This is a genomic window from Vogesella sp. AC12, from assembly GCF_024437575.1.
Lineage (GTDB): Bacteria > Pseudomonadota > Gammaproteobacteria > Burkholderiales > Chromobacteriaceae > Vogesella > Vogesella indigofera.
Map to the genome: position 1 here is coordinate 132,353 of NZ_JANFNU010000006.1, position 22,164 is coordinate 154,516.

Annotated in this window: 22 protein-coding genes; 16 read left to right on the forward strand and 6 right to left on the reverse strand. The window is 66.2% G+C overall.

The features are described from left to right. Positions 1–4 precede the first annotated feature (4 nt). From NOM55_RS11370 to NOM55_RS11400, 7 genes are all read left to right on the forward strand, one after another. Positions 5–367: a NusG domain II-containing protein gene (locus NOM55_RS11370; protein ID WP_255908656.1), complete on the forward strand. Its 363-nt coding sequence runs from the start codon at positions 5–7 to the stop codon at positions 365–367. Continuing rightward, entirely contained in the window at positions 348–875 is a 528-nt protein-coding gene (locus NOM55_RS11375) for a Gx transporter family protein (protein ID WP_047966203.1), read from the forward strand. Before NOM55_RS11370 ends, NOM55_RS11375 begins: the two co-directional genes overlap by 20 nt. Continuing rightward, the gene (locus tag NOM55_RS11380; RefSeq protein WP_120812112.1) at positions 862–1,488 is read left to right on the forward strand and encodes a flavin prenyltransferase UbiX; all 627 of its coding nucleotides are present in this window, start codon (positions 862–864) and stop codon (positions 1,486–1,488) included. Before NOM55_RS11375 ends, NOM55_RS11380 begins: the two co-directional genes overlap by 14 nt. Further along, positions 1,475–2,974, forward strand: coding sequence for an NAD(P)H-hydrate dehydratase (locus NOM55_RS11385; protein WP_255908657.1), 1,500 nt, complete (start codon positions 1,475–1,477; stop codon positions 2,972–2,974). The genes NOM55_RS11380 and NOM55_RS11385 overlap by 14 nt, the downstream gene beginning before the upstream one ends. Further along, positions 2,971–3,870, forward strand: a complete 900-nt coding sequence (locus NOM55_RS11390) for a DMT family transporter (protein ID WP_120812118.1) — start codon at positions 2,971–2,973, stop codon at positions 3,868–3,870. Before NOM55_RS11385 ends, NOM55_RS11390 begins: the two co-directional genes overlap by 4 nt. A gap of 78 nt (positions 3,871–3,948) precedes the next feature. Then, on the forward strand, positions 3,949–5,478 hold the full coding sequence (locus tag NOM55_RS11395; protein ID WP_170152175.1) for a sensor histidine kinase: 1,530 nt from the start codon (positions 3,949–3,951) through the stop codon (positions 5,476–5,478). Positions 5,479–5,493: 15 nt separating this feature from the next. Then, positions 5,494–7,074 (forward strand): DUF3369 domain-containing protein, encoded by a 1,581-nt coding sequence (locus tag NOM55_RS11400; RefSeq protein ID WP_047966208.1) that lies wholly within the window; start codon positions 5,494–5,496, stop codon positions 7,072–7,074. Positions 7,075–7,144: 70 nt separating this feature from the next. Here the strand turns inward: NOM55_RS11400 and adk are convergent, their stop codons facing one another. Genes adk through NOM55_RS11430 form a run of 6 tightly spaced genes read right to left on the reverse strand, consistent with a single transcriptional unit; the run spans position 7,145 to position 10,822 of the window. Then, positions 7,145–7,801, reverse strand: coding sequence for an adenylate kinase (adk, locus tag NOM55_RS11405; protein ID WP_255908658.1), 657 nt, complete (start codon positions 7,799–7,801; stop codon positions 7,145–7,147). 32 nt (positions 7,802–7,833) lie between these two features. Next, a complete protein-coding gene (gene kdsB / locus NOM55_RS11410) occupies positions 7,834–8,604 on the reverse strand; it encodes a 3-deoxy-manno-octulosonate cytidylyltransferase (protein WP_255908659.1) in 771 nt (256 codons plus the stop codon). Next, the gene (locus tag NOM55_RS11415; RefSeq protein WP_047966211.1) at positions 8,601–8,783 is read right to left on the reverse strand and encodes a Trm112 family protein; all 183 of its coding nucleotides are present in this window, start codon (positions 8,781–8,783) and stop codon (positions 8,601–8,603) included. Before NOM55_RS11415 ends, kdsB begins: the two co-directional genes overlap by 4 nt. After that, complete coding sequence (lpxK, locus tag NOM55_RS11420) at positions 8,764–9,738, reverse strand: tetraacyldisaccharide 4'-kinase (RefSeq protein ID WP_255908660.1); 975 nt, start codon at positions 9,736–9,738, stop codon at positions 8,764–8,766. Before lpxK ends, NOM55_RS11415 begins: the two co-directional genes overlap by 20 nt. 38 nt (positions 9,739–9,776) lie before the next feature. Then, positions 9,777–10,199 carry a biopolymer transporter ExbD gene (locus NOM55_RS11425; protein ID WP_047966212.1) on the reverse strand — a complete coding sequence of 141 codons (423 nt, stop codon included), beginning with the start codon at positions 10,197–10,199 and terminating at the stop codon, positions 9,777–9,779. A gap of 11 nt (positions 10,200–10,210) precedes the next feature. Next, positions 10,211–10,822, reverse strand: coding sequence for a MotA/TolQ/ExbB proton channel family protein (locus NOM55_RS11430; RefSeq protein WP_047966213.1), 612 nt, complete (start codon positions 10,820–10,822; stop codon positions 10,211–10,213). Positions 10,823–11,185: 363 nt separating this feature from the next. Between NOM55_RS11430 and xseA the strand changes: the two genes are divergently transcribed. From xseA to NOM55_RS11475, 9 genes are all read left to right on the forward strand, one after another. After that, entirely contained in the window at positions 11,186–12,541 is a 1,356-nt protein-coding gene (gene xseA, locus NOM55_RS11435; RefSeq protein ID WP_255908661.1) for an exodeoxyribonuclease VII large subunit, read from the forward strand. Positions 12,542–12,677: 136 nt separating this feature from the next. Continuing rightward, positions 12,678–13,148: a DUF4442 domain-containing protein gene (locus NOM55_RS11440; protein WP_120812140.1), complete on the forward strand. Its 471-nt coding sequence runs from the start codon at positions 12,678–12,680 to the stop codon at positions 13,146–13,148. A 107-nt stretch (positions 13,149–13,255) separates the two neighbouring features. Beyond that, positions 13,256–14,782: a 2,3-bisphosphoglycerate-independent phosphoglycerate mutase gene (gene gpmI / locus NOM55_RS11445; protein ID WP_255908662.1), complete on the forward strand. Its 1,527-nt coding sequence runs from the start codon at positions 13,256–13,258 to the stop codon at positions 14,780–14,782. Continuing rightward, the gene (locus NOM55_RS11450; RefSeq protein ID WP_255908663.1) at positions 14,779–16,077 is read left to right on the forward strand and encodes a peptidoglycan DD-metalloendopeptidase family protein; all 1,299 of its coding nucleotides are present in this window, start codon (positions 14,779–14,781) and stop codon (positions 16,075–16,077) included. The genes gpmI and NOM55_RS11450 overlap by 4 nt, the downstream gene beginning before the upstream one ends. A gap of 23 nt (positions 16,078–16,100) precedes the next feature. Continuing rightward, complete coding sequence (locus NOM55_RS11455; RefSeq protein ID WP_047966217.1) at positions 16,101–17,504, forward strand: S41 family peptidase; 1,404 nt, start codon at positions 16,101–16,103, stop codon at positions 17,502–17,504. A gap of 213 nt (positions 17,505–17,717) precedes the next feature. Further along, entirely contained in the window at positions 17,718–19,025 is a 1,308-nt protein-coding gene (gene argA / locus NOM55_RS11460; protein WP_255908664.1) for an amino-acid N-acetyltransferase, read from the forward strand. 88 nt (positions 19,026–19,113) lie between these two features. Next, positions 19,114–19,383 (forward strand): oxidative damage protection protein, encoded by a 270-nt coding sequence (locus NOM55_RS11465; RefSeq protein WP_047966219.1) that lies wholly within the window; start codon positions 19,114–19,116, stop codon positions 19,381–19,383. 63 nt (positions 19,384–19,446) lie between these two features. Continuing rightward, complete coding sequence (ppk1, locus tag NOM55_RS11470; protein ID WP_255908666.1) at positions 19,447–21,504, forward strand: polyphosphate kinase 1; 2,058 nt, start codon at positions 19,447–19,449, stop codon at positions 21,502–21,504. A gap of 101 nt (positions 21,505–21,605) precedes the next feature. Next, positions 21,606–22,091, forward strand: coding sequence for a DUF456 domain-containing protein (locus NOM55_RS11475; RefSeq protein ID WP_255908667.1), 486 nt, complete (start codon positions 21,606–21,608; stop codon positions 22,089–22,091). Positions 22,092–22,164: the final 73 nt, after the last annotated feature.

Here is a 22,164-nt window from a genome sequence, read left to right on the forward strand (position 1 = left end):
GGCCATGTTCAAGGCCGGGGACTATCTGGTGCTGCTGGCACTGTGCGCGCTGCTGCTGGCGGCCTTCCTGCAGCTCGGCCGCCACGCCGGCGAGGCCGACAGCGTCATCGTGCGCCAGAACGGCACCGAAACCATCCGCCTGCCGCTGCGCCTGAACCGGCGCCATGTCGCCCACGGCCCGCTGGGGCTGACCGAAATCGAGATCCACAACGGCCAGGCCCGCATCCGCCGCGATCCGAGCCCGCGCCAGTACTGCGTGCAGCAGGGCTGGCTGCGCCACAGCGGCGACATCGCCGTGTGCCTGCCCAACCGCGTCAGCATCGAGCTGGCCGGCACGCGCCAAGCCCATGACTCGCTCGCCTACTGAACGCACGCTGCAAGCCAGCGCCGACGATCACCGCATCGCCAGCCTTGCCGCGCTGGCCATCGCGCTGGGCATGGTCGATGCCGCCATCCCGTCGCCACTGCCCGGCGTCAAGCCGGGGCTGGCCAACATCATGACCCTGTTCGCGCTGCACACCCTGGGCTGGCGTGCCGCGGTGTGGGTCACGCTGCTGCGTGTCGTCGGTGCCGGCCTGCTGCTGGGCAGCCTGTTCACCCCCGGCTTCTGGCTCAGCCTCGGCGGCGCGCTGGCCAGCCTGCTGCTGCTGGGCGCCTGCCGGGCGCTGCCCGCCCGCCATTTCAGCCTGGTCAGCCACAGCCTGCTGGCGGCGCAGGCCCATCTGCTGGGACAATTGCTGCTGGTCAGGCTGTTCCTGATTCCATACGACAATATACTGCTACTGTTCCCGCCGCTGGCGCTAGCCGCCCTGCTCGGCGGCATCGCCAACGGTCTGATAGCAAGCCATCTGGTACAAGCGCATGACAAAGATTGACACCGTTACCGTCGCCCTCACCGGCGCCTCCGGCCTGCCCTACGGCCTGCGCCTGATCGAATGCCTGCTGCGCGCCGGCAAGCGGGTGTGGGTGATGTACTCGCAGGCGGCACAGGTGGTGGCGAAACAGGAGATGAACCTGACGCTGCCGTCGCGGCCGGAAGGCTTCCAGCAGTGGCTGCAAGAGCGCTACCAGGCCGCCGACGGCCAGCTGGCGGTGTTCGGGCGCGAGGCCTGGTTTGCACCGCCCGCCTCCGGCTCCAATCCGGCCGACGCGATGGTGATCTGCCCGTGCTCGATGGGCACCCTCGCCGCGGTGGCGCACGGCATGAGCGACAACCTGATCGAACGCGCCGCCGACGTGATGCTGAAGGAACAGCGCAAGCTGGTACTGGTACCGCGCGAGGCGCCGCTGTCGGTGATCCACCTCGAAAACATGCTCAAGCTGGCCCGCCTCGGCGTCTGTATCCTGCCGCCGTCACCCGGTTTCTACACCCACCCGCAGACTATCGACGACATGGTCGACTTCGTGGTCGCGCGCATCCTCGACCAGCTGGCGGTGCCGCACCAGCTGCTGCCGCGCTGGGGAGAGAGTCACCATGCCGGAGAATGAACGCGCGCTGATCGACGCCGCCGCGCTGCGGCAGTGGGAGCAGCAGGCGGCACAAGCCGGCCTCGACCTGATGGCCCGCGCCGGCGCCGCCATCGCGCACTGGCTGCGCCAGCACTACCCGCCGCCACGCCAGCTGCTGTTCGCCGCCGGTAGCGGCAACAACGGTGGCGACGCGCTGATCGCGGCGCGACTGCTGCTGGCCGATTACGCGGTCAGCGTGTGGCAGCCGCAGCCGCCGGCCACCGCCGCCGCGCAGGCGGCAGAACAACAGTACCTCGCCGCTGGCGGCCGGCTCGACAGCACGCTGTCAGCACTGCCCCCAGCCGAACTGCTGATCGACGGCCTGTTCGGCGCCGGCCTGAACCGGCCGCTGGATGTCGGCTGGCTGGCGCAGATCGCGGCGCTGGACGCCCTGCTCTGCCCGCGGGTGGCACTGGACGTGCCCAGCGGCCTCGACGCCTGGAGCGGCTGCGTGCAGGGTGCCGCCCTCCCCGTCGACCATACTCTGGCGCTGCTGTGCCACAAGCCGGGGCTGTTCACCGCCGACGGCCGCGACTACAGCGGCCGCGTCGAGCTGCTGGACCTCGACTGCCCGCCGGCGCTGGTACCGGCGGCACAGGGCGAGCTGCTTGCGGCCAACCTTGCGCCGCTGCGGCGCCGTCACAACAGCAACAAAGGCAGCTTCGGCAGCGTCAGCATCATCGGCGGCTGCGCCGGCATGGGCGGCGCCGCGCTGCTCGCCGGCCGCGCCGCGCTGGCACTGGGTGCCGGCAAGGTGCGCATCCACAGCCTCGATGCGCGGCTGTCACTGGATCCGCTGTGGCCGGAGCTGATGATTGCGCCGCTGGGCAACACCAGCAGCCTGGCCGCCGACGAGGTGGTCGCCATCGGCCCCGGCCTCGGCCAGAGTCCGCAGGCGCACCGCATCCTCGCCAGCGTGCTGGCCCATCCCGGTGCGCTGCTGCTCGACGCCGACGCGCTCAACCTGCTGGCCGGCGACAGTGCCTTGCAGCAACAGCTGCGACAGCGCCCGCGCCCGGCGGTGATCACCCCGCATCCGGCCGAGGCGGCACGCCTGCTCGGCTGCAGCACCGCCGCCGTGCAACAGGATCGCCTCGCCGCGGTACGTCGCCTTGCAGCCGACCTTGGCGTGATCGCCGTGCTCAAGGGCGCCGGTTCGCTGCTCTGCGGCCCCGACGGCTACTACCGGCTGTGTGCGGCCGGCAACGCCGCGCTGGCCAGTGCCGGCCAGGGCGACATCCTCAGCGGCAGCATCGCCGCGCTGCTGGCACAGGGCCAGGACGAAACCACCGCCGCCGGCAACGCGGTGTGGCTGCACGCCAGCGCCGGCGACCGCTATCTGGCCGACGCCGGCGGCCCGATCGGCCTGCGCGCCAGCAGCACGCTGCCGCTGATGCAGCAGCTGCTCAACCAGCAACTCGCCAGCAGCGACCACGACCACCCCCACAGAAAGCCCCCGTTTTGACCTCGCAACAAAAAGCCTACCTCTACGGCCTCGGTGCCGTACTCGCCTGGTCCACCGTGGCCACCGCCTTCAAGATCAGCCTGCAACACCTCAGCCCGGCGCAGCTGGTGCTGTACGCCAGCGCCTTTTCGCTGCTGTCGCTGCTGTCCATCCTCGCCTGGCAGGGCCGCCTCGGCGAGCTGCTGCCGGCGCTGCGCCAGCACTGGCGGCGCTCGCTGCTACTGGGCGCGGTCAATCCCTTCGTCTACTACCTGATCCTGTTCCAGGCCTACCACCTGCTGCCGGCACAGGAAGCGCAGGCGATCAACTACACCTGGGCGCTGACCATGACCCTGCTCGCCATCCCGGTGCTGAAGCAGAAACCGCGACCGCAGGACGCGCTGGCGGCGCTGGTCTGCTATGCCGGCGTACTGGTGATCGCCACTCGCGGCCAACCTTTGGCGCTGGAGTTCAGCAATCTCGCCGGCGTCGGCTATGCGCTGGTCTCCACCGTGCTGTGGGCCGGCTACTGGCTGTTCAATACCCGCGACCAGCGCGAGCCGGTGCTGGGGCTGACGCTGAACTTCCTGTTCGCTCTGCCGCTGGCCTGGCTGTGGTGCCTGTGGCGCGGCGAGCTGGGCCCGGTGGCATGGCAAGGCATCGCCGGTGCCGCCTATGTCGGCGCGCTGGAGATGGGCTTCACCTTCGTACTGTGGCTGGCGGCGATGAAACTGACCAGCAGCACCGCGCGCATCGCCAACCTGATTTTCCTCGCGCCGCTGCTGTCGCTGCTGCTGATCTACCTGCTGATCGGCGAGCAGATCCTGTCCTCCACCCTCAACGGCCTGGCGCTGATCCTGGGCGGCCTGATCCTGCAAAAAATCCCGTTGCCGCGTCGCCCCGCCACCGGCGGCTGAAAAAACCGCTGCGCCGGCACACCTGGCGCCAGCGGCTGCGTTACCATGACCAATGCCTTATCTGTGCAGGGTGACGACATGAGCAGCATAAAAAGCCGGCTGGCGATCTGGATCATTTCGGTGCTGTCCGTCGTGATGGGGCTGACCGGTTTTCTCAGCTACGAAGCCGCCCGCGATGCCGAGGAACGCGACTACCTGCTGCTGAAGCAGGGCCTGCAGGAGCGGCTGGCGCTGTCGCTGCCGCATGGGGTGTGGCAGCTGGACGACCAGTTCATCCGCCTGACGCTGGACGCGGAGCTGAAATCGGCGGCGGTGGTCGGCCTGATGGTGGAAGGCGATGCCGGGTTGTTCTTCGGCCGCATGCGCAGCGCGGACGGCCGCATCACCTCGCTGGCCAGGGCGGCCCCGCCGCCGCACGACGAAACCCTGCTGCTGCCCATCCTTTACCAGCAGCGCAACAACCTCGGCCAGATCACGGTGTATCTGTCGCGCGACAAGATCACCACCCGGCTTGCCCACGAGCTGACGCGCCAGATCGTGCAGGTGCTGCTGATCAACCTGCTGCTGTTCATCATCCTGATCGCCGGTCTCAAACGCTACGTGTTCTCGCCGCTGCGCGAGCTGCAGCAGGCGCTGTACGGCGCCGCCCGGCTGGAAGCGGAGGCCGACCTGCAGCTGCCGAAAAGCCGCTTCAGCGAATACGCCGAGCTGGTCGGCGGCGTCAACCTGATCATCCACAAGATCAGCCGCGAGCTGGGCCTGCGCCGTGACGCGGAGCGGACCGCCATTGCGGAAAAGGAACGCGCCGAAGTCGCCTACCGGCAACTGCTGGACACCCAGAACACGCTGGTGGAAACCGAAAAACTGGCGTCGCTGGGCAGCCTGGTGGCCGGCGTGGCGCACGAGATCAACACCCCGGTCGGCATCACCCTCACCGCCGCCTCGCACCTGGCGCTGATCACCGGCCAGGTCGGGCAGCAGTTCCAGAGCGGCCAGATCAGGAAAAGCGAGCTGGAACGCTATCTCGACGACGCCCGCGAATCCACGGCGCTGATCCTGAGCAATACCGAGCGTGCGGCCAACCTGATCCAGAGTTTCAAGCAGGTCGCCGTCGACCAGACCAGCGAGGCGCGCCGCCAGTTCGACATCGCGCACTACATCGGCGAAATCATCACCAGCCTGCGTCCCAAGCTGCGCCACAGCAAGGTGGTGATCGATGTCGACTGCCCGCCGGAGCTGCAGATGGACAGCTACCCCGGCGCCTTGTCGCAGGTGCTGACCAACCTGCTGATGAATGCGCTGCTGCACGGCTACGACGACGGTGCCGAGGGCAGCATCCAGATCCGCGTCGACGCGATGGCCGAGCAGAAAATCCGGCTGTCGGTGACCGACGACGGCAAGGGCATTCCGCCGGAAAACCTGAAACGCATCTTCGAGCCGTTCTTCACCACCCGCCGCGGCAATGGCGGCAGCGGTCTGGGCCTGCACATCGTGTTCAATATCGTGTTCAAACGCCTGGGCGGCACGATTCGGGTTGACAGCACCGTCGGGGAAGGCACATCTTTTATTCTGGTGCTGCCATGCACGGCACCGGAAACGGCCAACTGAAGGGGGCGGCACGTGATGAATCTCGACAATAACAACGACTGGCTGATCGACGACAGCAGCAGCGTGCAGGACAGCCATCCGGCGCTGCGGCCATGGAAAGTACTGATCGTCGACGACGAAAAGGATGTCCACACCGCCACCCGGCTGGCGATCCAGGACCTGCGCTACAAGGAGCGCCCGCTGACGCTGCTCAATGCCTACAGCGCGCAGCAAGGCTTCGAGCTGGTGCGCGAGCATCCCGACGTCGCGCTGATCCTGCTCGACGTGGTGATGGAAACCGACAATGCCGGCCTCAAGCTGGTACGGCGCATCCGCGAGGAGCTGGGCAACACCTTGGCGCGCATCGTGCTGCGTACCGGCCAGCCGGGGCAGGCGCCGGAACAGGACGTGATCCTCAATTACGACATCAACGACTACAAGACCAAGACCGAGCTGACGGTGCAGAAGCTGTTCACCGTGGTCATCGCCTCGCTGCGCGCCTATGAAAACCTGGTCGCCATCGAGAAAAACCGCCAGGGGCTGGGCAAGATCCTGGAAGGCGCCAGCGACCTGTACCAGCTGCGCTCGCTGAAGGAATTCGCCTCCGGGGTGCTGAAACAGATCAGCGCCATTCTCGATGTCGGCACCGACGGCGTGCTGTGCATGGAGAACACCCCCGCCAGCGCCGGGCGGCCGAAGCTGGAGGTGCTCGCCGCCACCGGCGAGTTCGAGGTGCTGCTCGGCGGCGCACCGCTGGCCACCTTTCCGCAACTGCAGCAAGCGATCAACGACGCGCTGGCGGAAAAGCGCACCATCTACCGTCACCCCTACGACGTGCTGTACATCACCGCGCAGAACGGCCGCGAATTCGTGGTCCACTTCGAGCCGCCGTGGCCGCTGGAAGACGTGGAGCGCAACCTGCTGGAGGTGTTCTGCCAGCGCATTTCCTCCGCCTACGACAACCTGTACCTGTACTCGCAGCTGGTCAGTGCCCAGGAAGCCACGGTGGTGGCGCTGGCCGACCTCGCCGAATTCCGCGACAGCGACACCGGCGAACACGTGCTGCGCGTGCAGCGGCTCAGCGATGCCATCGCCAGGGAGCTGCAGCGCATGGGCGCCTATCCGGAGCTGCTGACGCCGCAGTTCATGGAGATGATCGGCATGGCCAGCATCCTGCACGATGTCGGCAAGGTCGGCACCCCCGACCACATCCTGTTCAAGCCCGGCAAGCTGGATCCGGAAGAGCGCGTCATCATGGAGCAGCACGCCGCCATCGGCGCCAACATCCTGCGCAAGGCCAGCAAGCTGGTGGAAGGCACCAGCTACCTGTCGCTGGGCGCCGACATCGCCGGCGGCCACCACGAATACTTCGACGGCAGCGGCTACCCGCAGCGCCTGGCGGGGCAGGACATCCCGCTGGCGGCGCGCATCGTCGCCATCGTCGACGTGTTCGACGCGCTGCTGCACAAGCGGCCGTACAAGGAGCCGTGGACGCTGGGCGACACCATGAGCTACATCAACGGCCGCTGCGGCACCCAGTTCGATCCGCTGGTGATCGAGGCGCTGGACCGGCTGGTGCGCGACAAGCGCATCCCGATCAGGCTGCCGGAACAGTAAACTGCCGTATGGCAGGCGACAAAAAAGGCAGCCTGAGCTGCCTTTTTGCTTGCCTGCGAGGCGATCGGACTCAGGCGCCCAGTGCCGCCAGCACGTTATCGCGCACGGTTTCCACCGCCTGGGTGCCGTCGATCTTCACGTACTGTGGTGCCTTGGCATCGCCGGAGGCGGCCATCTGCGAGTAGAAGCCGACCAGCACTTCGGTCTGTTCGTGGTAGACGTCGAGGCGCTTCTTCACGGTTTCCGCCTTGTCGTCGTCACGCTGCACCAGCGCTTCGCCGGTTTCGTCGTCCACGCCCTCCACCTTCGGCGGATTGTACTTGACGTGGTAGGTGCGGCCGGAAGCCACGTGCACGCGGCGGCCGGACATGCGGTCGATGATGTTTTCATCCGGCACGTCGATTTCGACCACGAAGTCGATATCGACACCGGCTTCCTTCATCGCTTCCGCCTGCGGAATGGTGCGCGGGAAACCGTCGAACAGGAAACCGTTGGCGCAATCCACCTCGGTGATGCGTTCCTTGACCAGACCGATAATGATGTCGTCGCGCACCAGGCCACCGGCGTCCATGATCTTTTTCGCTTCCACACCCAGCGGGGTACCGGCCTTCACCGCGGCGCGCAGCATGTCGCCGGTCGAGATTTGCGGAATGCCGAATTTCTCGCGGATGTAGTTGGCTTGGGTACCTTTACCGGCGCCAGGAGCGCCCAACAGAATCAATTTCATCTCTCTAAACTCCCATCGTTAACTTCGTTGTGTTATCCGGAAAGGTTGGCCGCAAAGTAGGCGCGCACCCGGGCCAGATCCTCCGGCGTGTCGACGCCGGCAGGTGGCGCCTCGGCCACGCACTCCACGACGATGTCGTATCCGTGCCACAGCATGCGCAGCTGCTCCAGCGCCTCGAACTGTTCCAGCGGCGCCGGGGCCAGGCTGCCGTAGGTGTGCAGCAGGCTGGCGCGGTAGGCGTACATGCCGATGTGGCGATACACCGGCAGGCCGGGCGGCAGCTGCGCCTTGTCGGCGGCAAAGGCATCGCGGGCATAGGGAATCGGTGCGCGGCTGAAATACAGCGCCTTGCCGTGGTGGTCGAGCACCACTTTCACCACATTCGGATTGAACATCTCGGCGGCGTCGTGGATCGCGTGCGCCACGGTGGCCATCGGCACCGCGCGGGCCGCCATCAGCGCGGCGAGGCGGTCGATCAGCGCCGGGTCGATCAGTGGCTCGTCGCCCTGCACATTGACCACGATCGCGTCGTCCGGCAGCGCCAGCAACGCGGCGACCTCGGCCAAACGGTCGGTGCCGCTGGGGTGATCGGCGCGCGTCAGCAGCACCTCGACGCCGTGCTGGCGGCAAGCAGCCTCGATACGGGCATCGTCGGTAGCCACGATCACGCGGCTGGCGGCCGATTGCGCGGCACGCTCGGCAACGCGGACCACCATCGGCTTGCCGCCGATGTCCGCCAGCGGTTTTTCCGGCAGCCGGCTGGAAGCCAGTCGCGCCGGAATCACCACCACAAAACCGTTCATTTCACTTCTTCCTCGGCGGCCAGCTCGCGGGCTTCGCCTTCCAGCATCATCGGGATGCCGTCACGGATCGGGTAGGCCAGGCGGTCACCCTTGCAGATCAGTTCCTGCGCGCCCTTGTTGTAGACCAGCGGGCCTTTGCACAGCGGGCAAACCAGGATTTCAAGAAATTTTGCGTCCATTTTTTCGTTCCAGTTGGGACAGAATCCACGCGGACAGGTCCGGCTCCAGCCGGGCCGAAACCGGCAGAACCCATAGTCTAGCATGATTGATGCACTGCAACTTAACCGCATCCTTGGTGGTGACGATCACCGCATCGGCATCCTGTGGCAGATCGGCAGCGACGAACTGGTGGTGGTCGGGAAAGGCGTGCGTGGCCGCCAGTTCCACGCCCAGCTCGCGCAGGGTGCGGAAGAAGCGCTCCGGGTGACCGATGCCGGCCACCGCCACCACGCGCAGGCCGGCAAAATCGGCGGCCGTGCGCGGCGGCAGCTGGCCGGCGGCATGCACAAAATCGCCAGCCTGCAGCTGCTGGCGAAATTGCGGTACCGCAGCCGGCAGGCGCAGGCCGGTGCGCGACTCGCCATTGATCACCAGTGCATCGGCTGCGGCCAACCTTGACACCGGTTCGCGCAGCGGGCCGCCGGGCAACAGGTGACCATTGCCGACGCCGCGAGCGCCGTCGAGCACGACGATCTCCAACGTGCGCGCCAGCGCGTAGTGCTGCAGCCCGTCGTCGCTGAGGAGGAAACGGGTCTGCGGATACAGCGCCAGCAAGTGACGGCCGGCGGCGACGCGATCGCGCCCCACCACCACCGGCGCACCGCTGGCGGCCAGCAGCAAAGGCTCGTCGCCGACCTCGGCGGCGCTACTGAGCGGCGTCACCAGCGTCGGCTGCCGGTGCGCGCCGCCGTAGCCGCGGCTGATCACCCCCACCGGCACGCCCAGGCGGGCAAAGTCCTGCAGCAGCGCCAGCGTCAGCGGCGTCTTGCCGACGCCGCCGACATTGATGTTGCCGATCACCACCACCGGCACCGGCAAGCGATTCGTACGACACCAGCCCAGCCGATAGGCCGTGCGACGCAAGGCCGCCAGCAGCGCAAACAGCCCTTCCGGCAAGGCCAGAAGGGCTGTCATCCACCAGGTCGGCTGATACCAGTGCCGCTCCAGCCGGGTCACGGCGTCCCCTGCTGGGTGGCAAAGGTCAGCTGCAGCAGCCCGGCGAGGCGGGCCGCCTCCATCACCGTCACCACTGCCTGGTGGCTGGCCTTGGCGTCGGCATTGATCACCACCACCGGTGCCGGGGACTTGCCACTGGCCTGGTGCTTCAGGCGCTCGCCGAGTTGCGTCACGTCGCTGCCGGCCACGGCCTCGCCATCGACCGCGTAACTGCCGCTGGCGCTGATGTCGACGCGCAGGCGGCTATCCTTCTGCATTTCCGCCGGTCCGCTGGCCTGCGGCAGATTGACTTCCAGTTCGGAAAAGCGGGCGTAGGTGGTGGTCACCATCAGGAAGATGAGGATGACCAGCAGCAAGTCGATCAGCGGAATGAAGTTGATTTCCGGCTCTTCGCGATGACGGTGACGGCGAAAGTTCATGATTATCCGCCTCAGTCGCCGCGACGCTCGCCGTGCACCGCTTCCAGCAGGTGCACCGCCTGCGCTTCCATCTCGACCAGCAGGCCGTCGATCTTGGCGCGGAAGTGGCGATAGAAGAACATGCTGGGGATGGCCACGATCAGGCCGAAGGCGGTGTTGTACAGCGCCACGGAAATGCCGTGCGCCAGTGCGCGCGGGTCGGTGCCGCCCGGCGCCTGCGAGCCGAAGATCTCGATCATGCCGATTACGGTGCCGAGCAGGCCCAGCAGCGGCGCCATCGCGGCGATGGTGCCCAGCATGGTCAGGTAACGCTCCAGCAGGTGGGCCACCACGCGACCCTCGTCCTCGATCGCCTCTTTCATCACCACACGGCTGCTGCCAAACTGGCGCAGCCCGGCGGCGAACAGCCGTCCCAGCGGCGAATGGTCGCGCAGTTCGGTCAGCATGCTCTGGCTCACCGCGGCACGGCGATACTCTTGCAGCGTCTGCGACAGCAGGTTTGGCGGTATGATCAGCGCCGCGCGCAGACTGTAAAAACGCTCCAGTACGATGGTCGATGCCACCACCGACGCGAGAATGATGGTCCAGATCGGCCAGCCGGCCGCTTCAATGATTGACCACACGGGCAATTCCTCAGGCGTTATCCAAGGCCGAGACTTTATCGGCTCAGGCTGCCGCCTGCAACCGCCACGCTTGGCCGGCGCCATGATGTTGCGCTTTAAACAAAAGCGCTAAGTCGCGAATTTACAAGGGAATTACCCGCCCGCCCACAGCGCCTGTGCATAACTTTGTGGACAACCCCGCCGCCGGCACGGCAAAGCCTTGCTCTTGCTGGCCGGACATTACGGCAACATTATTGCCACAAAATCACTAAACTACTGATTAACAACAATTTTTAGTTTATCTATTTATGTGCCGGCTGCGTATTAAGATAAACAATCGACGCCAGCCGCTGCCCCAACCTGCCTGTGGATGACTTGACAAGCATGCTTTTCAGCCAACACCAAAACGACGTCATTAGCGTCACCTCGCTCAACCGCATGGCGCGGGATCTGCTTGAAAGCGGCCTGCCACCGATGTGGATTGCCGGCGAAATTTCCAATCTGACCCTGGCCGCATCCGGCCACGCCTACTTCTCGCTGAAGGACGAGCGCGCGCAAATCCGCTGCGTGATGTTCCGTAACCGTCTGAGCGGACTGGGATTCCGGCTGCAGGAAGGCATGCAGGTCGAACTGCGCGGCACGGTGTCGCTGTACGAGGCGCGCGGCGACTACCAGATCAACGTCGACATGATGCGCTCGGCCGGTCTGGGCCGCCTGTACGAGGCCTTCGAACAGCTGAAGGCAAAACTGGCGGCGGAAGGATTGTTCGACAATCGCCACAAGAAAGCGCTACCCGGCCACCCCGCCGCCATCGGCATCGTCACCTCGCCGGCCGCCGCCGCGCTGCGCGACGTGGTCACCACCCTGCGCCGGCGCATGCCCAGCATCCCGCTGATCCTGTACCCGACGCCGGTACAGGGCGACAGCGCCGCGGCGCAGATCGCCGCCGCCATCGATGCGGCCAACCTGCGCCGGGAGGTCGAGCTGCTGATCGTCTGCCGTGGCGGCGGCAGCATCGAGGACCTGTGGGCGTTCAACGAAGAGGTAGTCGCCCGCGCCATCGCCCGCTCCACGCTACCGGTGATCAGCGGCGTCGGCCACGAAACCGACACCACCATCGCCGATTTCGTTGCCGACCACCGCGCGCCGACCCCGACCGCCGCCGCCGAGCTGGCCTCGCCCAGCCGCGAGGCGCTGCAGCAAGGCGTCGACTACGCGCAGCGCCGGCTGGAACGGGCGCTGGGACGGCTGCTGACCGACAAGTCGCAACAGCTGGACTTCCTCGGCCGCCGCCTGCAGCACCCCGGTGAACGCCTGCAGCGCCAGCGCCAGCTGTTGCAGGCGCAGCAACAACGCCTGGCACGTGCCAGCGCCCAGCTGCTGCAAGCGCGGCAGCGGCGGCTGGAACAGTGCCAGCACCGGCTGCAGCGCATCCGTCCTGACCTCGCGCGCTGGCAGCAAGTGCTGGCCCGGCGCGGCGACCAGCTGCGACAGCTGATACACCGGCACTGGCAGCAGCGGCAACTGGTGCTGGCGCGGCATCAGGCGACGCTGGCCGCCATCAATCCGGAGGCGGTGCTGCAGCGCGGCTACGCCATCGTGCAGCAGCAAGATGGCAGCGTGGTGCGCTCCGCGGCGCAGCTGCGCGCCGGCGAGCTGCTGCACATCCGGCTGGCGGAAGGCGAAACCACGGCCGTGGTCGGCCAGCAGCAGGGCCGGCAAAGCGAGCTGCCGTTCTGATGCGGATCCGCTGCCGCGGCGCCCGGCCGTGACCCGGCGTCCTGCGGCGGGCACATGTGAGCATGGGGCGACGGCTTGACGGCGGCGGCCGTTGCCGCGACGATAGCCCGATTCAAACAATCGTTTTACCCTCACCATGAACCATCGTCTCGCCAAGCTCGTCTTCAATCTGTGGCCGCCCTTTCTCGGCGCCGGAGTCAAGGTGCGCCGCATCAGCCCGGACTGGAAGGAAGTCGACGTCCAGCTGCGGCTGGGGCTGACCAACCGCAACTATGTCGGCGTCCACTTTGGCGGCAGCCTGTATTCGATGACCGACCCGTTCTACATGCTGATGCTGCTGAAAAACCTCGGCAAGGACTACATCGTGTGGGACAAGGCCGGCAGCATCGACTACCTCAAGCCCGGCCGCGGCGTGGTCTGCGCCCGCTTCCGCATCGACGACGACCTGCTGCAGCGCGTGCGCGATGCCACCGCCGGCGGCGACAAGCATCTGCCGGCGCTGCACGTCAGCGTCTACGACGCCGAAGGGGCCGAAGTGGCGCGTATCAACAAGACGCTGTACATCCGTCGCAAGCCGCCGCGCAGTAGTCGCCAGGCTACAAGCTGAGGCACTGACAGCCAGCGTCCGATGCTTTACTATCTTGATTGCTCGCCGTGGCCGCCCGCTGCCACGGCCTCGGGTTTTCCTGCTCTCACCACAGATAATTGGACATCATGGCTACTGTTACGCCGGTTTTGCTACTCATCCTTGACGGTTTCGGTCACCGCCTCGAAGGCGACGATAATGCCATTCTGGCAGCAAACACCCCGAACTGGGACGCGCTGAAAGCGCGCTATCCCTACAGTACGCTGGACGCCTCCGAGCACAATGTCGGCCTGCCCGCCGGCCAGTTCGGCAACTCCGAAGTCGGCCACCTCAATATCGGCGCCGGCCGCATCGTGCAGCAGGACATCAGCCGCATCGACTGCGACGTCGAGGCCGGCACGCTGGCCGCCAACCCGGTGCTGGCGCAGGCGATCGCGACCGCCAAGCAACAGGACAGCACCCTGCACCTGATGGGCCTGCTGTCCGATGGTGGCGTGCACAGCCATGAGAACCACATCCACGCACTGATCGAAGGCGCACAGGCGGCCGGCGTTGGCCGCATCGCCCTGCACGCCTTCCTCGACGGCCGCGACACGCCGCCGCGCAGCGCCGAAACCTACCTCGACCGCCTCGACGCGGTGCTGGCACGCTGCCCGAATGCGCGCGTCGCCACCGTCTGCGGCCGCTACTGGGCGATGGACCGCGACAAGCGCTGGGAGCGCATGGCGGCACCGTACCAGGCACTGGTGGAAGGCGAAGCCGAATTCCACGCCGCCAGCAGCCACGACGCGCTGGCCGCCGCCTACGCCCGCGACGAGAACGACGAATTCGTCAAGGCCACCATCATCGGCGAGCCGCTGAAGATGCAGGACGGCGACGTGGTGGTGTTCATGAACTTCCGCGCCGACCGCGCGCGCCAGCTGACCACCGCGCTGACCGATCCGGCGTTTGACGGCTTCAGCGCCCGCCAGCCGAAGCTGGCGCTGTTCACCAGCCTGACCTCCTACGGCGAGGCCTACAGCCACCCGGTCGCCTACGCACCGCAGAAGATCCGCAACGGCCTCGGCGAATACCTGTCCGGCCTCGGCCTGAAACAGCTGCGCATCGCCGAAACCGAGAAATACCCGCACGTCACCTATTTCTTCAACGGTGGCGAGGAGCAGGTCTACCCCGGCGAAGACCGCATCCTGGTGCCGTCGCCGAAAGTGGCCACCTACGACCTGCAGCCGGAAATGAGCGCACCGGAAGTGACCGACAAGATCGTCGAAGCGATCAACAGCCGCCAGTACGCCGCCATCATCTGCAACTACGCCAACTGCGACATGGTCGGCCACACCGGCATCTTCGACGCCGCGGTCAAGGCGGTGGAAACGCTGGATGCCTGCGTCAAGCGCTGCGTCGACGCGATGCAGGCCATCGGCGGCGAAGTGCTGATCACCGCCGATCACGGCAACTGCGAGCAGATGAACGACGAAATCCACCAGCAGGCGCACACCCAGCACACGCTGGAAAAAGTGCCGCTGCTGTACGTTGGCCGCAACGCCACGCTGCAGGACTGCGGCGCGCTGCGCGACATCGCCCCGACCCTGCTGGCGATGATGGGGCTACCGCAACCGGCCGAAATGACCGGCCGCTCGCTGATCGAGCTCCAGTGAAAGCACGTCTGACGCTCAGTCTGCTCGGCGCACTGTACGGCGTGGCGCAGGCCGCCCCGCCGGCGGCCGCGCCGCAGCAGGACCTCAACAGCGTGCGCAAGGAAATCAGCAGCCTGCAGCAGGACATCGCGCGCAAGGAAGCCGAGCGGCAGCAGACCGCCGGCGAAATCGCCAAGTCCGAGCAGGCGCTGCAGGCCACGCATCAGGTGCTGAACGAGCTGGAGAAGAAGCAGGATGCCAGCAGCAGCCAGCTGGATACGCTGCAGGCCGAGCTGCAGACCATCCGCATCAAGGTGGCCGAGACGCGGCAGCGCGTCAGCCGCCTGCTGGCGGCGGAGTACAAGCGCGGCCAGCAGGACGCGATGGCCATCATGTTCAACACCCAGGACCCGAACCAGAGCGCGCGCGATCTCACCTACTACACCCACATCCACCGCGCGCAGCAAAGTCTGATCCAGACGCTGCGCGACCAGGAAGTGCAGTTGCAGGCGATGAGCGAGCGCATCGAGGACGAACTGGTGCGGCTGGGCCGAATGTCCAGCGCCAAGGTGCAGGAAAAACGCCAGCTGCAGCAGGCGCGCAACCAGCACAGTCAGCAAGTCAGCCAGCTGGACAGCGCCATCCGCAACCAGCAGCAAAAACTGCAGCAGCTGAAGGAAGACGAGCGCGAGCTGAGCGCGCTGATCGCCCGCATCAACGCCGACATCCGTCGCCGCCAGCTCGCCGCCGCCGCCAAGGCCGCACAGGCGAAAAAGGCCCGTGAACAGGCGACCAGGTTGGCCGCAGAGAAACGCCGCCAGCAGGTCGCCGACGCGAAAAAACAGGGCAAACCGCTGCCGGCAGAACCGAAAGCCCCGGCCAGGGTCGAAACGGTGGATGAGGTGGCCGATGCCAGCCTGTCCGGCAACGCCTTCCGCAGCCTGCAAGGGCGGCTGAAACTGCCGGTGGCCGGCGAAATCGGCGGCCGCTTCGGCGCGCGCCGCGGCGAGGGCGCCAGCTGGAAGGGCATGTTCATCAAGGTCGCCCCCGGCAGCCCGGTACGCGTGGTCGCCGACGGCACCGTGGTCTATGCCGACTGGTTGCGCGGTTTCGGCAATGCGATGATCATTGATCACGGCGGCAACTACATGACGGTCTATACCGGCTTTGCCACCATGGTGCGCGGCAACGGCGCCACGGTCCGCGGCGGCGACGTACTTGGCGCCAGCGGCAGCCTGGAAAGCGGCGAAACCGGGCTTTACTTCGAGCTGCGCTATATGGGCCGGCCAATCAATCCACAGTCCTGGGCGCGATAGCCCGTACGAACGGAACACACACCATGAGCTCTCCCCGCTTACGCAAACTTGCCTTGCTGACCACCGGTGCCCTGGTGGGCGGTGCGCTCACCATCAGCATCCAGGCTTTTGCCGACAAGAATAACGGCATCCTGCCGCTCAACGAGCTGCGCACCTTTGCCGAGGTGTTCGGCCGCATCAAGCAGGACTATGTCGAGCCGGTCGAAGACAAGAAGCTGATCAACGAGGCGATCAAGGGCATGCTGTCCGGCCTGGATCCGCACTCCGACTACTACGATCCAGAAGCGTTCAAGGAATTCCGCGAAGGCACCCAGGGCGAGTTTGGCGGCCTCGGCATCGAGATCGGCACCGAGGACGGTCTGGTCAAGGTGGTGGCGCCGATCGAGGACACCCCGGCACAGAAGGCCGGCATCAAGAGCGGCGACCTGATCGTCAAGATCGACGACACCCCGGTGCGCGGCCTGTCGATCAATGACGCGGTGAAAAAGATGCGCGGCGCGCCGGGCAGCAAGGTGACGCTGACCATCGCGCGCAAGACCGAATCCAAGCCGCTGGTGTTCACCCTCACCCGCGCGGTGATCAAGACCAAGAGCGTGAAGTCGCGTCTGCTGGAACCGGGCTTCGGCTACGTCCGTGTCGCCCAGTTCCAGGAACATACCGTCGAGAACTTCGCGCAGGCACTGACCCAGCTGTACAAGGACAACAAGACACCGCTGAAGGGCATGGTGCTGGACCTGCGTGACGATCCGGGCGGCGTGCTGCACGGTGCCGTCGGCGTCTCCGCCGCCTTCCTGCCGCAGGATGCGCTGGTGGTGTACACCGAAGGCCGCGCCAGCGACTCCAAGATGCGCCTGTACGCCAACCCGCGCGACTACCAGCGCGGCAAGGGTGCCAGCGACTATGCCAAGGTGCCGCCGGCGATCAAGAACGTGCCGCTGGTGGTGCTGGTCAACGCCGGCTCCGCCTCCGCCTCGGAGATCGTCGCCGGTGCGCTGCAGGATCACAAGCGGGCGCTGATCGTCGGCACCCAGACCTTCGGCAAGGGCTCGGTGCAGTCGGTACTGCCGCTGGCCAACAACGGCGGCATCAAGATGACCACCGCGCGCTACTTCACCCCCAACGGCCGCTCGATCCAGGCCAAGGGCATCGTGCCGGACATCGTGGTCGAGGAAGGCAACGAGACACTGGCCTCGCTGCGCGTGCGCGAAGCCGATCTGGAACGCCACCTGCAGAACCCGAACGATCCGGCGGAAAACGCCAAGCCGGTGGCCAAACCGGCCGCCAAGCCGGCCGGCAACGGTGACAAGCCGAAAAACGGCGACAGCAACGGCAATGGCAACGGCGATGCCGCCAACGACGTGCAACTGAACCAGGCGCTGAACATCCTCAAGGTGCAGCAGATCATGCTCAAGAAGACCCCGTCCTGAGCGTTTGCCACGGTCCGCCATGGCCGGGTCGCCGCAAGGTGCCCGGCCATTGTCATTGTCATTGTCGCGGCGGATGCGCGTTGCGGCCAACCCTGGCCTGCGGCCGCACCCCGGTGGTGGGCAGCGTCCGTGCCGCCGGCGCCGGCACTGTCTATAAAGCCATCATTCCTGCTAATCTTGCGTTTTTGTGGCTGTCTACCTGTGGGGCCCATCATGCTGCACCCTGATTTTGTGCTCGCCTTTCGCGAGGCGGCGCCTTACATCAACGCCTTTCGTGGCAAAACCTTCGTCGTCGCCGTCAATGGCGAGAGCCTGGCGCGCGGCAACCTGTACGGTCTGGCGCAGGACCTGAACCTGCTGGTCAGCCTCGGCGTGCGCATCGTGCTGGTGCACGGCGCGCGGCCGCAGATCGACGAACAACTGCGCCTGCGCGGCATTGCGCGCCACTTCCACCAGGGCCGCCGCGTGACCGACGGCCCGACGCTGGAGGCGGTGAAATCGGCGGTCGGCGGCTTGCGCCATGATCTGGAAGCCTTCCTGTCCATGGGGATGCCCAATTCGCCGATGCACGGCGCGCACCTGCGCGTCGCCGGCGGCAACTTCGTCACCGCGCAGCCGCTGGGCGTGATCGACGGCGTCGACATGCAGTATAGCGGCCGCGTGCGCAAGATCGACACCGAGGCCATCAACGAGCGCCTCAACCGCGGCGAGCTGGTGCTGACCTCGCTGATCGGCTACTCGCCGACCGGCGAAGCCTTCAACATGACCATGGAAGAAGTCGCCTGCCATACCGCCATCGAGCTGAAGGCGGAGAAGCTGATCTTCCTGGTGCAGGGCCACGGCCTGGTTGATGCCGACGGCGTGCTGCACAACGCCATCTCCGCCGACCAGGCAGAGGCGATCTACCAGCGCGGCATCAGCAGCGAGGAATGCCGCCTCAGCCTGCCCTACGCCATCCGTGCCACCCGCGAGGGCGTGGTGCGCTCCCACCTGGTCAGCCACGACGACGACGGCGCGCTGCTGGTGGAGCTGTTCACCGACTACGGCACCGGCACCATGATCGCGCGCGATTCGCTGGTCAAGATCCGCGAAGCCAGCATCGAGGACGTCGGCGACATCCTGGCGCTGATCCGCCCGCTGCAGGAACAGGGCATCCTGATCAAGCGCAGCCGCGAACACCTGGAAATGCAGATCCGCAACTACTCGGTACTGGAACACGACGACCGCATCGCCGCCTGCGTCGCGATGCTGCCGTTCCCGGAAGACGGCATGGCCGAGCTGGCCTGCCTCGCGGTCAGCACCGACCGCCGCAACAGCGGCTTCGGCGACCTGCTGGTACAGCACGTGGAGCAACGCGCAAGGCTATACGGCTACAAGGCACTGTTCATCCTCACTACCCAGACCGCGCACTGGTTTGCCGAGCGCGGCTTCGTTGCGGCCAACATCGAGCAGCTGCCGCAGTCACGCCGCGAGCTGTACAACCACAACCGCCGCTCCAAGGTGCTGATCAAAGCCTTGTAAACGGCGGCGGCGGCACAAAGTTTGGTGACCTGTCATCTCTGTGACACAATTAGTCTCTATCGTTTCGACACTTCTCAAGGAATTCACCATGGCACGAATGGTCAACTGCGTTAAGCTCGGTCGCGAAGCCGAAGGCATGGACTTCCCGCCGCTGCCCGGCGCACTGGGTCAGCGCATTCAGGAAAACGTCTCCAAGGAGGCGTGGCAGGGCTGGCTGCGTTACCAGACCATGCTGATCAACGAAAACCGCCTCAGCCTGGCCGATGCCCGCGCCCGCCAGTACCTGGCCGCACAGCTGGAAGCCTACTTCTTCGGCCAGGGGGCCGATCAGGTCGCCGGCTTCACGCCGCAGCAATAAGCACCGGCCGCGCCCTCCCCGTGAGGGCTTTTTTTACCTCCCGCACTAGTACCAATGCATAAAATGCCGACAACACACGAAAACCTGCTTAACCGCGAACTGGCTCTGATCGAATTCAACCGCCGCGTGATGGCGCAGGCCGAAGAGGAACGCCTGCCATTGCTGGAGCGCCTGAAATTCCTCTGTATCGTGTCGTCGAACATGGACGAGTTTGCCGAGGTGCGGGTGGCGTGGCTGAAGGAAGCGGCGCAGCTGACACCGGATCGCATCCTCGCCGACGGCAGCAAGCCGGCGGAAGTGCTGACCCGGCTGTCCGAGGCCGCCCATGCGCTGGTGCGCGAACAGTATCGCCTGCTGCGCGAGGAGATCTTCCCGGCGCTGCGTACCGAAGGCATCATCTTCATGCGCCGCAACGAGTGGGACAGCGAACAGAAAGCCTGGGTCCGCGACTACTTCTTCCGCGAACTGATGCCGATCCTGACCCCGATCGGGCTGGATCCGTCGCATCCGTTCCCTAAATTGCTCAACAAGAGCCTGAACTTCATCATCGAGCTGGAAGGCGCCGACGCCTTCGGCCGCGAATCCGGCATCGCCATCGTGCAGGCGCCGCGCATCCTGCCACGCGTGATCAAGCTGCCGGCCAAGCTGTGCGGCGGCAACCAGCACAGCTTCGTGTTCCTGTCCTCCATCCTGCACTCGCACGTGCAGGAGCTGTTCCCCGGCATGACGGTGAAGGGCTGCTACCAGTTCCGCGTCACCCGCGACAGCGACCTCAACGTCGACGACGACGACGTCAAGAACCTGCGCACCGCGCTGCAGGGCGAACTGCGCCAGCGCCAGTACGGCGACGCGGTGCGGCTGGAGATCGCCGATACCTGCCCGACGCACATGGAAGAATTCCTGCTGCACACCTTCAACCTGCAGCAGCAGGACATCTACCGCGTCGACGGCCCGGTCAACCTGGTGCGCCTGATGCAGGTGCCGGACAAGGTCGACCGCCCGGACCTGAAATTCGCGCCGTTCGAGGCCACGCTGCCGCCGGTGCTGGCCAAGAAGACGCCGCTGTTCGAGGCCATCCGCAAGAACGACATCCTGCTGCACCACCCGTTCCAGTCGTTCCAGCCGGTGATCGACATGCTGGTCAACGCCGCCACCGATCCGGAGGTGGTGGCGATCAAGATGACGGTGTACCGCACCGGCACCGACTCGGTGCTGATGGAATCGCTGATCGCCGCCGCCCGTGCCGGCAAGCAGGTGACGGTGGTGGTGGAGCTGATGGCGCGCTTCGACGAAGAGGCCAACATCAGCTGGGCATCGCGGCTGGAAGACGCCGGCGCGCACGTGGTGTACGGCGTGTTCGGCTACAAGGTGCACGCCAAGATGCTGCTGGTAGTGCGCCGCGAGGAAGGCCAGCTCAAGCGCTACGTGCATCTGGGCACCGGCAACTATCATCCGCGCACCGCGCGGCTGTATACCGACTTCGGCCTGCTGACCTGCAACGAGGACATCGTCAGCGACGTCAACGACCTGTTCGTGCAGATCACCGGCCTCGGCCGTGCCGGTGAGCTGAAGCACCTGTACCAGTCGCCGTTCACGCTGCACAACATGATCATCAGCGCCATCGACCGCGAGATCGACCACGCCCAGGCCGGCAAGCCGGCGCAGATCATCGCCAAGATGAACGCGCTGCTGGAGCCGCAGGTGATCCAGGCGCTGTACCGCGCCAGCCAGGCCGGGGTCAAGATCAGCCTGATCATCCGCGGCGTGTGCGCGTTGCGCCCCGGCGTGGAAGGGCTGTCGGAGAACATCACCGTGCGCTCCATCGTCGGCCGCTTCCTCGAGCACACCCGCGTGTTCTACTTCTACAACGACAAGGCCGAGGACATGTACATCGCCAGCGCCGACTGGATGGGGCGCAACTTCTTCCGCCGCATCGAAACCTGCGTGCCGATCCTCGACGTCAAGCTGAAGCGCCGCATCATGAAGGAAGGGCTGCGCATCTACCTCGACGACAACACCAACGCCTGGGAAATGCAGGCCGACGGCAGCTATCGCCGGCGCATGGCGCGCGGCAAGGGCCGCTGCGCGCAGGAAACCCTGCTGCAGGAATACAGCAGCTGAACGGCTGCCAGCCGCAAGGTTGGCCGCAATGCACGGCGCAGGCGGAACTTCTGCCTCGCGCCGTTTTCTTTGTTTCTTCCCCTGTTGCCTTCGGAGACCCCATGGACCTGTCCCTGCTCTGGTATCTGCTGTCCATCCTGCTGGTGCTGGTCGGCCTCGCCGGCACCATCTATCCCGCCCTGCCCGGCCTCGGCCTGCTCGCCGCCGGCTTCCTGCTGGCAGCGTGGAACGGCAACTTCGTGCAGGTCGGCTTCTGGCCGCTGACCACCATCGTGCTGCTCGCCGTGGCCGGCATGGTGATCGAGAGTGTCGCCAGCCTGCTCGGCGCCCGGAAAAGCGGTGCCAGCCGCGAGGCGCTGATCGGCGCGTTGCTCGGCGGCCTGGTCGGGCTGTTCTTCGGCCTGTTCGGCGCCATTGCCGGGCCGGTGCTCGGCGCCGTCATCGGCGAGCTGATCGCGCGCCGCAACCTGCCGCAGGCCAGCCGCGTCGGCGCCGCCACCTTCCTCGGCTTTCTGGCCGGCACCGTCGCCAAGATCGCCTGCGCCTTCGCCATGCTCGGCGTGTTCATCCTCGCGCTGCTGTTCTGAGCCGTTGGGGGCCACCGTTGCCCCCCCGCCCCGCCAACCCCCAATTTGTAAAAATTCCCCGGTTAAATACCAA